General features: G+C 61.3%; 11 protein-coding genes. 2 read left to right on the plus strand and 9 right to left on the minus strand.

What is annotated here, in order from left to right:
- Positions 1-74: 74 nt before the first annotated feature.
- Positions 75-491, plus strand: coding sequence for a cupin domain-containing protein (locus E2F43_RS15695; RefSeq protein WP_165954355.1), 417 nt, complete (start codon positions 75-77; stop codon positions 489-491).
- 122 nt (positions 492-613) lie between these two features.
- On the opposite strand, the gene E2F43_RS15700 is transcribed toward E2F43_RS15695, so the two are convergent.
- The 9 genes from E2F43_RS15700 to E2F43_RS15740 form a co-directional block, all read right to left on the minus strand.
- Positions 614-1,630: a DUF1254 domain-containing protein gene (locus E2F43_RS15700; RefSeq protein ID WP_133214425.1), complete on the minus strand. Its 1,017-nt coding sequence runs from the start codon at positions 1,628-1,630 to the stop codon at positions 614-616.
- Between the two features lie 258 nt (positions 1,631-1,888).
- Positions 1,889-2,464: a hypothetical protein gene (locus E2F43_RS15705; protein ID WP_133214427.1), complete on the minus strand. Its 576-nt coding sequence runs from the start codon at positions 2,462-2,464 to the stop codon at positions 1,889-1,891.
- 53 nt (positions 2,465-2,517) lie between these two features.
- Positions 2,518-3,507: an SDR family oxidoreductase gene (locus E2F43_RS15710; RefSeq protein WP_133214429.1), complete on the minus strand. Its 990-nt coding sequence runs from the start codon at positions 3,505-3,507 to the stop codon at positions 2,518-2,520.
- A 71-nt stretch (positions 3,508-3,578) separates the two neighbouring features.
- Positions 3,579-4,778: an esterase/lipase family protein gene (locus tag E2F43_RS15715; RefSeq protein WP_133214430.1), complete on the minus strand. Its 1,200-nt coding sequence runs from the start codon at positions 4,776-4,778 to the stop codon at positions 3,579-3,581.
- 151 nt (positions 4,779-4,929) lie between these two features.
- The gene (locus E2F43_RS15720) at positions 4,930-7,674 is read right to left on the minus strand and encodes a cation-translocating P-type ATPase (RefSeq protein WP_165954358.1); all 2,745 of its coding nucleotides are present in this window, start codon (positions 7,672-7,674) and stop codon (positions 4,930-4,932) included.
- A gap of 73 nt (positions 7,675-7,747) precedes the next feature.
- Positions 7,748-8,659, minus strand: coding sequence for a thiamine pyrophosphate-dependent enzyme (locus E2F43_RS15725; RefSeq protein WP_238946969.1), 912 nt, complete (start codon positions 8,657-8,659; stop codon positions 7,748-7,750).
- Positions 8,656-9,915: a pyruvate synthase gene (locus E2F43_RS15730; protein WP_133214432.1), complete on the minus strand. Its 1,260-nt coding sequence runs from the start codon at positions 9,913-9,915 to the stop codon at positions 8,656-8,658. Before E2F43_RS15730 ends, E2F43_RS15725 begins: the two co-directional genes overlap by 4 nt.
- Positions 9,890-10,867: a 2-oxoacid:acceptor oxidoreductase family protein gene (locus E2F43_RS15735; protein WP_133214433.1), complete on the minus strand. Its 978-nt coding sequence runs from the start codon at positions 10,865-10,867 to the stop codon at positions 9,890-9,892. The genes E2F43_RS15730 and E2F43_RS15735 overlap by 26 nt, the downstream gene beginning before the upstream one ends.
- 10 nt (positions 10,868-10,877) lie before the next feature.
- Complete coding sequence (locus E2F43_RS15740; RefSeq protein WP_133214435.1) at positions 10,878-11,993, minus strand: Glu/Leu/Phe/Val family dehydrogenase; 1,116 nt, start codon at positions 11,991-11,993, stop codon at positions 10,878-10,880.
- A gap of 296 nt (positions 11,994-12,289) precedes the next feature.
- On the opposite strand from E2F43_RS15740, the gene E2F43_RS15745 reads away from it, so the two are divergent.
- On the plus strand, positions 12,290-13,852 hold the full coding sequence (locus E2F43_RS15745; RefSeq protein WP_133214437.1) for a thioredoxin family protein: 1,563 nt from the start codon (positions 12,290-12,292) through the stop codon (positions 13,850-13,852).
- The last annotated feature ends 20 nt before the right edge of the window (positions 13,853-13,872 follow it).

The raw sequence follows: 13,872 nt of genomic DNA on the forward strand, positions 1-13,872 counted from the left end.
TCACGAAGAGGTCCAATATGTGTATCCGAGGACTGAAATCTGTTGTCTTACTGGTTTGGATGACGCAGGCCGTTGTGACTACCGCGCTTGCTGACGGTGAAGTGGTTCCCGAACACGAAAAAGTGATCACCAGCCAGTTGGGCATCAATGGTCCGACAGACACGCATGGCATTGCCGCTTCTGAAATCCTGGGTTCTGTCGGCCTCGGGGATGATTTCCCCTCTCTGCAAGGACGGTCTCTTCGCGCTCGCCGGGTGACAATCTCCCCCGGAGGTGTTGTGGGTGTTCACCAACACGACGCCAGACCCGGTGTGCTATATATGCTGGAAGGCGAACTGGTGGAAGTCAGGAGCGATATTGAAGGCGCGATATCACGCAAAAAAGGTGACACCTCTTTCGAAAAGGGCGGTGTTATTCACTGGTGGCGTAATGACAGTAAAAAAGTGGCCACGGCACTGGTCGTGGACATCGTTCCTGATAACCTGAAGTAGCCAGGGTGTCACAGAAACCTCGCTAAAGCCTGCATAGATGGGCAATTCAGTCGAGACCGGGCCTGGGCATTAACTCCCGAAGCCCTGCCCGCCCACCTTGTCAGCGCGACATTACGATTTCTTCACCTGATCGGCTCGATTGCGGGAAAAGTCCAGCTGCCGTCGAGGATTTCAGGGCGCGGTTGGTACAAGCGGATGGCGTAGTTCCAGCCCGCCGTGATGGGAATGCAGTTCACCCGGCCGTCGTCACACCCACCAAAGTTAATGGTGTAGGAGCCATCATCGTTTTTGCTGGCGGTGTAGTTGTTGTAGTTGTTGACGCCCAGGTCATTGGCCTGGAGATAGCCATTGGCGTTGTAGACCGTGATAGACCAGAAGGCGTCTACCGGGACATCTTTCACCGTTACCGAGTGAGGGGTTTTTCCGTCATCCTGGTCCACCTTGCCCATCGAATAGGACGCGGCAGCAGCGGGTAACCCACCCCAACCCGCCCCTGCGCCTATCAGGTGGTCGACAGGACGCACTTCTTCCTTGCGGCCGAAGGCATAGGCCGAGTCAAAGCCCAATGCTCCCAGGTCAGACAGCGCCTTGCGGGCGACCGAGAGGTCATCTGCGTCCCAGTCTGGCGCTTCAAAGGGGCCGCTGCCACCACCAGAGAGGGAAATACCATCCTGGGCGGCATGTGCCCGGGAGATATCATCGGGATCGGTGATATCGACAAAGGTGCGGATCGTCACCAGTGCAAAGCGCGTACCCACTGCCTCCTCGGTAAGCTTGTAGGTGCCGGGCGCAGATTCAAAGAGCATGTAGTGATCCTGGTTCACCACGTGCATGGACATGTAGCGACCATCCACCTCAGGCAGGGTGATGACTACCGGCGCACTCAGGTCGATCACGGTAGCGGAATACAGTGTGTCCTGATTCATGCGGATGACAGGCTGGTTGTCCGGAGTTGTCGGTTCACGAAGGTGGCTAAACCTGCCGATCTCGACACCCACCATGGCCATGTTTGCCCGGATCATCGTGTCTGACTCAGCGCGTACAAAATTCTGGACCGTAACGGGCTCGCTGGCCTGCAGCAGGGCTGTGTGTGCGGCCAGCACGGCAGTGAGAGGCAGGGCGAAGGCGAATTTTTTCATGCTGCGAGAACTCCCGGTAATATGTTGGAATCGATATGCCAGCAACTGACTCAAACGTTACGTGATCTTCCTCTTGTCGAGGCCGATCACACTTCCAGTATAGAACAGCATCCATACTGCGTCCTTGACGCGTGTCATGAAACCCTGGAGTAAAAAGAGTAGCGGCTTGATAGACCGCTACCAGGCGAAAAAATGCGCGCTGCTTGTAAGCCGGTCACCGCAAGCCTGTACCTTGTGGACCTTCGCTTTCTCCCGTTTCTAGCTCGCAATCACCGCAAGCGTGGTCAGGGAGAGATATCCAACGGTAAATACCGGCCAGAACACGGCGTAGAACCGATGGAAGGAAAGGTTCGAGCAGCATATCGCTACGGCCGCAAGGCTCAGCTGGGTCGCAATTAAAACCAGGTATATTTGCGGTAGGGCACGAACGCCTTCTTCGGCCTTAAGTACTGTCTCGGGTATATCGAGACACCAGGCGAAGAAAATCACGGCAAAAAACCACACTCGCGTTTGGGTGAAATGCACCTCGAAGTCGAAGTCCTTGGGCAGTTCCCATGGAAACAACAACGACGCGGCGAGAAACAGCGCTATCGCGTAAAGTAATAGCAATAAAAATTCAAAGAACGACCAGTCTACCTGTTTGCTCCACCAGAACATCCCCCACCAGATAATCACTATGTAAATGAGAATATTGATCGCCCATAGGGTATGCACCCAGAACAGCTTGAGCGTGCGTCGATAATGAATGGTCTTGCTGAGCCCGGCCAGAATGTGGGTTACCCCCAGGCCCATAATGACCGACAGAAACACACTCAGGTATTCAAACAGGCTCATCGATTCGCCGATTGCCACGTGATCAGGCTTGCTGTCAGCCAGTCCGCTTTCACCTATACCGCCGTCAATTGTTCCGAGACCTCCCAGAGCCGACTCGCCAGGGTGCGGTCGTACATGAGCGGGTTCGCAACCACGGGGTTACAGTCGGCGAAGTACTGCCCTGTGATCTCCGCGGGGATGGGGTTCACCCCCACGTAGCATTGGGTAGCGGCCCCTTCGGGTACCGTTTTGTTCATGCCCTCGTCTGACACCTCATCGGGCAACTGGCGCCAGAGATTGGTCTTTATCACGCCGGGATGCACTGCATTACTGGTGACACCAGTGCCCTCGAGGCGTCGCGCCAGTTCCATCGCGTGAAGTCCGTTGGCCAGTTTGGACCGTCGGTAGGCAGGCCACGGGGAATAGGATTTTGACCCGTCAAGGTTATCAAAGTCGATGCCCCCCGGCACCTCCGCGTGGTGCGCACAGCTGCTGAGAATAACAATTCGCCCTGCCTGGGCCGCCTTGACGCTGTCCAGTAATTCGTTCACCAGCAGGAAGTGCCCGAGATGATTCACCGCGAACTGCATTTCCACGCCGTTGTACAGGCGTAATTCCTGGACGGCCATTACTCCGGCGTTGCACATCAGCACGTCGATGGGAACATCCAGAGTGCGAATGGTTTCAGCACAGCTGCGGATGGAATCGAAGTCGGTGAGTTCCAGCACCATTGGCGTGGTTTCACCCGCTATGGATTCACAGGCCTGGACTGCTTTTTCACTGGATCTGGCAGTCCCGATAACGTGTGCTCCGCGTGCGGCGAGTACGCGCATTGACTCCAGTCCGAGCCCCGAATTGCAACCAGTAATTACAATATTTTTCCCGGACAGGTCCAGGCCTGCAGCGACCTCCTCGGCCGTTGACCGTGGGCCAAAGGGTCCCAGTGTCTGTCGCGGGTCGGGAACCTGCGGTTCCCTGCACCGGCTGGCAACTGCAACCGGCGCTGCCAGCATTGAGAGCAGACCTGCAGACATACCGGTGAAACCTCGTCTGGTGAGCGCCATAAGCTTGTTCCTTTCGTCGACTACATGGATCAACTATAGATGAAAATTCCGGTTGCGCCTCGCGGACAGCTTCAACGGCTAAACCAGTCGATCACCTGCTGATGGACCTGTGGATCGTCCAGCAGGTCGAAATGGTTTCTGCCGTGAAACACCCGGCAGTGCTCCGGCCTGATGTCGAGCCGCCGCAGTTCGTCCCGGTGCAGGCCCACGGCGCTGTCGGCACGGACCAGGAGGTCCCCCAGCAGGTGCCCGAGTGGATCGAACTGGTTGCGCCCCAGGCTCGCAGCAGCGAAGTAATAGTCCACGCCATTGAGCAGGGGCACCGCCTGGCGTGAATCCGGCCGGGGCGCGTCGGGATCATGACCCTGCCAGTCCTCATCCAGCAGGTTGCCGTGACGCAGGTCCTTGATGCCCGCGCTGCGCAGTTTGCCGAACAGCATCGGCTCGGCATAAGGCACACGGCGCATGGCCTGCTCGAATGCGTGGCCAGCCTGCTCCAGGGGGGAGCCATGGTGGGGTGTTCCCAGGCAGACCACGCGCCGCAGCAGGTGCAGCCAGTCGCGACCGTCCAACTGCGCGTAGCGGCAGGTACTGCGAATCACCAGGCCGCCCATGCTGTGCCCGATGAGGGAGAGAGACTCTACGGGTACCGGCCAGTTGTCGCACAATGCCTGCAGCATGCTGGCGAATTCGCGACCGTTGGTAGAAATGTGCCGGCCACTGTTGTAGCGCAGGAACAGCGGTGTGTAGCCGAGGTCATTGCCAAGCTGTTCGTCAATACAGGGCCGACCCCGCCGACGCCAGCCGAGCTCACTCATGCTGAGCCCGTGCACCAGCACCACCAGGTGACCACTCGCCTCGGGGATGGCTTCACGCAACAACGGAGGTTCCAAAACCAGGCGTTGTTGCGCAGTGCGCAATTGCATGTCCGTGCCCAGCGGGTTATCCGTGGCTTCCAGGTGATCTCCGCACACGCCGTTGAGGGCGGCGATTGCACGCACTTCGGCCGCTGACTCCCGCCCGGATCGCAGTGCTTCCGGCGTCTGGCCGAAGGTCCAGTCGACGCCCTGGCGCAGCCCGTCGTTGACCCCCAGAATCAGCCGGTAAACTGCTGCGGCAATGGCACCGTGGGCCCGATCCTCAGCCACCGGCCAGGGCACCGCGGTGCGGGCGATTTTCCGGTGCATGCTCTCGACGGTGGTGGTAATGCCCGCGATGGAGTCAAACAACAGGCGGGTGCCGCCGCGGGTAGTGTCAAAAGTTGCAGGCATGGTGGTACTCCTTGCCGGGGTGGCCCGGCCTGGCCATGAACAGGACTATAGCAGTCGGCAACCGGGGCCGATACCAAAGCGGCAACAGGGAAATCAGCCGTCTCATGCCGAACTGTGGCTTCACTCCTTCAATGACGCTCTGCGAGCCTGCTCAAAGAATTCTTTTCTTAATTTCAAAGATCGCGAGGAAGACCAGCGCCGCCGAAACCGGCCACAGCCAGTCCGCAAGTCTCAGGGCCTCAAAGCCGAACCAGGTGCTCAGTCCCGGCCAGCTGGTAATGGCAGCCACCAGCAGGAAGGAAAAAGCAATAGAGCCGGTCAACTTGCCATTGGCGATAAGGTAGCCGCTGAAGATGCTGTCCACCGTCCGGCGCGAGAGGATATTGACATACTGTATCAGCACGATACCGAGAAATGCTGCGGCCTGCGCACTCCCGGTGGAACCACCGCTGAGCAGCACCATATAGAAGCTGAAATAGCCGCCGAGCCCCATGAGTACCCCCATTGCGACGATGTCGACCAGGGATTTGCGATTGATAATGTGTGAACCCTGCCTGCGAGGCGCCTGCTCCATCAGGGTGCGGTCTGGTGGGTCGAAAGTGAGTGCCATCAGCGGCAGCATCTCGCCAACCAGGTCGATGGAGAGAATCTGCACCGCGGTCAGCGGGATCGGCAGGCCGACAGCCGCGCCCACGAAGCCGGTGCACACGCAGGATAACTCGCCGATATTCGAGGTAATGGATGACAGAATCACGCTTTTGAGGTTCTGGTAGATGGTCCTGCCTTCCTGGACCGCGATGACCAGGGTACTGAAATCATCGTCGGTAAGCACGATTTCAGCGGCCTCCTTGGCGACTTCCGAACCCTGCTTGCCCATGGCCACACCAATGTCGGCCCGCTTCAGGGACAGGGTATCGTTGACCCCATCGCCGGTAACGGCGACCACTTCGCCCAGGGCTTTGAGCTGTTCCACCACTCGATACTTCTCTTTTGGCGACACGCGCGACAGGATCACCGACCTTGCCCCCAGGGCGTCGCGAAGCTCGGCATCGGGCATATCCCGCAGCTCGTTTCCGGTGATGACCCGACCATCGGGCATACCGATCCGCTCGGCGATGGCGGCGGCCGTTACCGGGTCGTCACCGGTCAGCATGAATAGCCGCATTCTGGCGCGGTAGACGGCCTTGAGTGCGTCTTCTACGCCCTCTCTCGGTGGATCCAGCATGGCGACCAGCCCGGCGAAGACAAAGTCCCGTTCTGTTTTCTCGATCGTGTAGTCCTGCTGATCGCCAGGCAATTCCCGATAGGCCAGGGCGATCACGCGCAGCGACTGCGCGCTGAAATCCTGCATACGTGCGGTAATCGCATCGCCCATGTTGTCGTCCAGGGGAACGACTTCCTGTCCCCGGACAATCTGGCTGCAGGCTTCCAGCACGCTGGGCGTCGCTCCCTTCATGTAAGCGACCGCGCGCCCGCCAACGCGGCGCACCATGACCATGCGCTTGCGTTGACTATCGAAGGCCAGTTCGGCGATCAATTCACTGTCCTCGAGGCACTGTTCCGGCTGCAGACCGGCCTTGAATGCCAGTGGCATGAATGCCGCCTCGGTCGGGTCGCCCATCGCGTACCAGTCGCGGTGATCCGCATCTGGTTCGTGGGTGCGACCGTTACCTGCCAGCAGGCCGAGCTGGAAAAACAGCTGCAGGCCTTCCAGTTCGGCCGGCTCCAGCGCCCGGCCCTCCCTGAGAACCTGCCCTTGTGGCGCGTAACCCCGGCCGCTGATGTCATAGTCGATGCCGTCTGCCCAGGCACTGACAATCGTCATCTGGTTACTGGTGATGGTGCCGGTCTTGTCGGAACAGATCACGGTGGTGCAGCCCAGGGTCTCCACTGAGGAGAGGCGCTTTACCACGGCGTTTTCCCGCGCCAGACGCCCCACGCCCAGCGACAGTGCGACGGTGATCTGGGCCGGCAGTCCCTGGGGTACGCAGGCCGCGGCCACACCGATGGCGAACAGCAGGCTGGCATTGACCAGGGCGGGAAGGTCAGCAAAATCCTCCGAGCGCAGCAGCAGGTTGATCAGGAATAATGCCAGCGCGATCAAGCCCGCCATACGCGTCAGGATCCTGGCCAGGGCATTCATTTCCAGCTGCAGCGGCGAGCGGTCGCGCTTGATGCCCTGACCGATCTCGGCGATTTCTCCGATGGTACTGGCCATGCCGGTGGCGATGACGACACCGGTGGCACTGCCGCGCGCCACCGTGGTCCCCATAAAGGCGAGATTGTCCTGCTCGGCGAGCCCGGCGTCGGGCGCTGGTTCAGCCGCCGCGTCCTTTTCCTGGGGCAGCGACTCGCCGGTGAGCATGAAGTCATTGGTAGCAAGTTCGTTTGAACTCAGCAGGCGGAGGTCGGCCGGAACGGCCCCACCCTCCTCGATCGTCACGATATCGCCGGGGACGAGGTCGGCGGCATCCAGTTCCAGCATTTCGCCGTCCCGCAATGCCACCGCCTGGCTGCGAATCATGGACCTGAGTCGTTCCAGCAGCTGCTCGGCATGAAATTCCTGGTACAAACCTATCGCGGCGTTGATCAGGATAATGGCCATAAGGACGATTGCGCCCCTGACGTCCCCCAGATACCAGGCCAGGGCGGCGGCGACGAACAGCACCACTATCATCAGATCCGAGAACTGGTGCAGGAGCAACTGGTACCAGGGTTGGTGACCCGTCTCCCGGAGGAGGTTAGGGCCGTATTGCGACAGACGGCGCGCTGCCTCCTCGCTATCCAGGCCCCGCTCTGCATCGCTGGCCAACTCCTCAATGAGGAGATCTCCCTCGAGCTGGTGGGCGGGGGCGCTGAGTTCGGGAGTTTGCAGGCTATGGGAAGGTCGTTTCACCGGACCATTATCCTTGTCCGTTGTTGCCAGGGAGGTCTGGTTCAAGTGTAGCTGAGATTAATCTAGACCGGGACTATTGCGCCTGCGCCCAATAGCGATCCACCCGTTGCTGGATCTCGGTAAGCAGTGCCTCGTTTCGCTGTGGCCGGAACAGATGGGAGAAACGGCCCTGCGTTTTCAGGTATTCCTCCACCGCCGGTCGCTCCCGGGGTATCCGTGTATGGGTGACCGTGCCGTTTTCATACTCCTTCAGGGGCCACACACCGGTTTTCACCGCCAGCTTGCCGATTGCCACGGACTCCCGGGGATCGTAATCCCAGCCAGTGGGACAGGGAGACAAGGCGATGATCATTCTCGGGCCGCTCATGTCCCGGGCCTTTGCAATTTTTTTCGCCAGGTCCAGGGGCTCGCTGGCAATCACCGTGGCAACGTAGCTGGGCTGGTGCGCTGCCCAGATCGAGAACAGGTCTTTCTTGTAGCCCGGGAAGCCCCCCGTGCCACCACTGGTGGCGGTGGCCGCCCCGTGGGGCGTGGCGCTGGAGTACTGCTGGCCGGTATTGCCGTAGCCCTCGTTGTCGTAGCAGATGTAGATGAAATCCAGCCCCCGGTCCATGGCGCCCGAGGTGGCTGACATGCCCATGCCGTAGGCCGAACCGTCACCGGTTAATACCACCACCTGCAGATCCTCCTCCGGCGGCAGGCGACCCTGCTGGATAAGCAGGTCCAGGGCATCCCGAACCCCCTGCGCGCCCGCAGGCGCGGACGCCATGGCGGTGTACAGCCAGGAGCCGCGAAACGGGGTGAAGGGATACACCGATAACAGGGTCATGCACCCCGCCGCGTTCACGAAGACGGTGTTCTCGCCCAGTACATCGTAGATCTGATGCAGGGCCTCCAGGCCACCGCAACCGGAGCACATGGGGGTCCCGGCACCCAACAGGTGGGCAGAGGGCAGGTCTTTCATCCTGCTGATGATTTCGCTCACGGTGTGGCCCTCCCCGCCGGTGATGTCTGCTCGCGTTCGGCCAGCGCCACCGACTGCAATTTGCGCAGTTCCCTCAGCTCGGTCTCGGTGTACAGCAGGCGCGGCGGCGGCGACCGCCCCTCATCAACCGCTCTGAACGTCACTTCGGCCATTTCGAAAAACTCCTGTGGGGCAATTTCCCTGCCCCCGAGGCCGCCGATAAAACTGGTGAGGATCGCCGGCGCAGAGCCGCGCCCATACAGGGCGGCTGCCAGTTCCGTGTGCAATACACCGCCCTGCCCCATGGAGATGTTCTGGTCCACCACCGCCACTCCACGCACGCCCAGCAGGGCCGAGGCGATAATTTCTGCCGGATAAGGCCGCAGCAGTCGCGGCCGCAACAGGCCGACCCGGCGCCCCGCTTCGCGCAGGCGGTCCACCGCTTCCCGGGCCTTGCTGGCGAAGGAGCCGATCATGAAAAACACAATGTCCGCATCATCGCAGCGATAGGCTTCGACGGCGCCCCGCTCCCGGCCAAAACGGGACTCGAACTCTGCGGCAATGCGCTGATAAACAGAAATCGCGTTGCGGGCCGCAAGGTGAGTTTCGTAGCGGAAATAGGAATAGGGGCTGCCACCCAACACCGCCACCGCCTGGCTCTGTGGCGCACTGGCAGCAAAGCGCATCGAGCCGGGATCAAATGGCGGCAGGAATTCCCGGGCCGCTGCCAGATCCGGCAGGCGCACCGGTTCCCGGGTAAACGACAGATAGAAACCATCCAGGTTGACCATCACCGGCAGGCGCACCGCGGTATCCTCCGCCAGCCGATAGGCGAGCAACACCGAATCCACCACTTCCTGGCAATCGGTACAGTGAATCTGCAAAAAGCCGCTGTCGCGGGCAGCCAGTACGTCGTTGTGATCGGCCTCCAGGGTAATGGGGGCCGACAGGCCCCGGGACACATTGACCAGCACAAAAGGCGCGCGCCAGCCGGCGACGGTATAAAGCATTTCCATTGCATGCAGCAAGCCCTGGCTGGAGGTGGCGCTGAACACCCGCACCCCGGTAGCGGCCGCCGCGCCGGCGGCGGTCAACATGGAATGCTCCGATTCCAGGGTAACCATACGGCCGGGCATGGCGCCGCTGTCCAACCAGGCCCCCAGGGTCTCGATAATTTCTGTCTGCGGTGTGATCGGGAACGCTGGCACGTAATCTACCCCCGCCAGGCGCGCACCCCAGGCGGCCGCAGCATTACCCGTCAGCAGTATCGGTTCCATTGTTGTCTCCTGCTCCTGTGTCAGCGGACTGCGCCTCTCTCTGCTGGGCAAGGTATTCGGGTTCACCCTGTATCGCATGCGGTGGACAGACCCCGACGCAGATCATGCAGCCCTTGCAGTGGTCGTAATCAATAATCGGGGTATTGTTTTCCACCCTGATTGCACTGTCCGGACACAGGCTGCTGCACACCCACCAGCAGTTGACGCAGTGATCGTAGTCGATGGTCGGCCTCAGAGTACGCCACAACCCGGTCCTGACCTGTACGCTGTTGGCAACCGCCCGCACGTCCGGCGCGGCTATGCCGACGTCGTCCACCGACAGTTCGACCCATGCAGGTGGGGTGTAATCACCGGCGGCGACCGCCTTACCCTCCCGCACCAGGCCCTTTTTATCCTGCACCGCTCGATAGGCTGCCAGCGCATTGCGGCGATTCTGCTCGACCACCAGCTCACCCAGTCCCGCCAGTTCCTCCCCGATGGCGGCAGCCAGCACGTCGGGCGCTATCACCCCCAGCAGGCTGGCGGCAGCCCCGGCGCAGGTGGCTCCGATGTGGGGTAATTCGGCACGGTCTTCTACTTCCGCCGCTGCAGGCAGTATTACCAGCTGGACATCCAGGTTGAGGCGATGCTGCCAGGTCTCTGCGCTTTCCCGGGAATTGACCAGCACCACCGCACCCTGCTCCAGACCCTGCAATATCCCCGCCGCCGGCACGGTCAACAGCGTATCGTCGGCCACCACCACCAGGTCGGGGTTGTGAATCACCCCGCGTTCGTTAATCGCCGTACCCCGGGCCGCACGAACGGTGGAGAAGATGGGGGCGCCGCGACGCTCGGCGCCGTACTTGGGCGCGTCCTGCACCGTGAATCCCGAGCGGAACAGCGCGGTGCCCAGCACCCGGCTCGCCATCTTTATGCCCTGGCCACCCCGACCGTGGATGCGAATGCGATACACAACCAGGGCCCTAAAACAGGCTCCAGCGACGCAGGGCCATGGCCCTGCGCACCCGGCGCTGCGCCATTTCCTCCGCGGCCCGCCGTGGCATGCAGTTTTTCTCGCGGACAATTTCCAGCACCCGTTGCACGTTGTAGGTGATCTTTTCCTCGATGATCTCCATGGCGGCAGATTCACTGGCGCCGTGATACTCCATGGCGGCGCAGATCACGCCACCGGCATTGGCGATGAAATCAGGTATGCAGAGCACGCCCCGGTCGTGAAGGATTTTTTCCGCGCCCGCCGTCATTGGTATGTTGGCGCCGGATATCACCATATCGGCCTGCAGGCGGACCACATTGGCCTCGTTGATCACGTCCGGCCGGGCGGCGGGAATCCAGATGTCGCAGGGTACGTCGATAATGGCCTCGGCATCGCCTTTTTCAATACCCGGCCCATCAGGGTAATCTGCGACACTGCGGCCCTCCTCTTTCAGGGCCAGCAGCCGGGCGACATCCAGGCCCTCGGCACAGGAGACCGAACCCCGCACATCTGCTGCCCCGACCACGATAGCGCCCTCACCGGTAAAAAAGCGGGCCGCATGTCTGCCAACGGCGCCGAAGCCCTGAATGGCAACCCGGGCACCCGCCAGTTCCCGCTCGCGGTATTCACAGGCCACCCGGGCTGCGTGCAACAAGCCCCAAGCGGTGGCCCCTATCTCATCCAGGGGAATGCCGCCCAGTTCCCGCGGCAGTCCCACGGCCCTGCCAATTTCATTGCGCACCCAGGCCATGCACTCCTCGTCGGTGCCCATATCGGGACCGAAAATATACTGCTCCACCTCCGCCAGGGCGCAGGCAAAGGCGCGCACCAGTTCCTCTTTCTGCTTGCGGGGCATCGCCGGATCACCGTACAACACCGACTTGCCCCCGCCATGGGGAAGATCGGCGGCGGCGTTCTTGAAGGTCATGGCCCTGGCCAGGCGCAGGCATTCCCCGGTGCTGACGTCCGGCGCCATGCGCACGCCGCCTATGGAGGGCCCCCGGGACACGTTATCCACCACCAGGGTGCCGCGCAAACCGGCGCCGGGCTCATAGACCTCGATTATCTTGAAAGGACCGAATTCATCGTAGGTGACATCTGCCATTGTGCTTCCGCCTCCGGCTGGTTTGTTATTCGTACTGCGCTAAATGTAGCCTGTTCCACCGGGCTTGGGGGCGTGAACTGCGTGTCGCTTGACCTGAATCATCTGCGAGGGTGTGAAAGACCAACGGCGAGTCGCGGGCAGTTGTCAGCTGATCTATACTCGCTTGAGTTTGTCGCTGGCTCGCCAGCCGGAGAGCAACCGCTGGGCGCAGCCTTTTATTGACTGGATCGAGACCTCACCGGCGATGAGCGATTACTGATCAGACCCCAACCGATAATATCAACAAGGACGTCCCTATGTTCACGCGCATTTCAGTCACAATACTGCTGCTCCCCCTGTTGCTGAGCGCCTGCAGCAAGGCGCCTGCACCCGCGCCCGGCGCAGAAGCGACGGCGCCGGCCGCCGGACAAGCCGCCACGGCCCGGGAAATCGCCTGGTTCGACGGCAGTCTGGAGGAGGCCTTTGCAGCAGCCAAGGCCCAGGACAAGCCCCTGTTTGTCTACTGGGGCGCGGAGTGGTGCCCGTATTGCAAACATCTCCAGGCAACGATTTTCGTGCGCGATGAATTCATCAATATCTCCCGACAGTTTATCGCTGTGGATATGAGCAATGGCGACTCCGAGACTATCCGCCAGAGCGACCGCTTCGACATTTACGGCCTACCCACCGTGATCCTGTTTGCCCCGGACGGGACCGAGTTGACCAGGATCCCCGGGGGCATGGACATGGAGCAGTATGCCGCCGCACTGGAACTGACGATCAACAGCCTGCGCCCGGTCACCGAGTTACTGGCCGCGGCCAGGGCGGGCGAAACCCTGGCTGACGATGACTGGCGACTGCTCGGCAACTACGACTGGCGAAGTGACCGGGCTCGAATGCTGCAGGAAGATGATCCAGCGGCGCTGCTCGCCCAACTGGCCACCGACTGCCCGGCCCGTCTCGACCTTGCCTGCAGCCGCCTGCGGCTGTCCGCGACCCAGTTCTGGCTGTCAGCGGACGAAGCGTCCCGCGACACGGCCATTGGCGCAGAAAACCTGCAGGCTTTTGTAGACATTCTGGATGATCCATCCTTACGGACGGCCAATATGACCACCCTCGCCGACCTCGGCGGCGACGTGGTGAAGAAGCTGGCCAGCGGCGAGCAACAGGCCGAACTGCGCACCGAGCTGATGGCGCAGCTGCAGGCTGCTGCCGCCGACGAAAACCTGAACCTGCTGCACCGGGCGGCAATCCTCTCCGGGTGGGCAGGGGTGGCTACGGCCCTGCTGGAGGAAGACCAATCGCCGCCCGCGGATATCGTCGACTGGGGCCGAGGCGCGGCCGACGGAATGATGCAGGAATTATCGCCCTATCAGGTACACGCGGGGATCAATCAGTTGTGGGGAGTCTATTACGACCTCGGCCTGGAGCCTGAGGCCCGCGAGGCCCTTACCAGGGGTATCGAGGAGTCAAAAACACCCTTTTATTTCATGTCCGGCATGGCCTACCTGGAACGCGAGGCCGGTAACGACGACGCCGCCCTGGCGTGGTCCCGCCAGGCCTGGGAGACGGCCAGGGAACCCATGCACCGGGCGCGCTGGGGCGGTGGCTATATCCGTCGCCTGCTGGACATGGCCCCCGAGCAGAACCAGGAAGTCGAGCGCGCGGTCTCGCTCTGGTTGTCCGAGCTGGCGGCGCAGCCCTATGGCATCGAGCTGTATGCAAACTCGCTGGAACGGCTCAATAGCCGGCTGCAGGCCTGGTCTGAAGAGGACCCGGCGCGCGCTGAGGTGGTTGCCGGATTGCGTTCAGCGTTGGCGGGGCATTGTGCGCAAAGCGAGTTTGAGTCTCCCGTGGCCATCTGTGAGAGCGTGATGTGATCCCAGCAGGTGGCCATGCC

Source organism: Seongchinamella unica, from assembly GCF_004354085.1.
Lineage (GTDB): Bacteria > Pseudomonadota > Gammaproteobacteria > Pseudomonadales > Halieaceae > Halioglobus > Halioglobus unicus.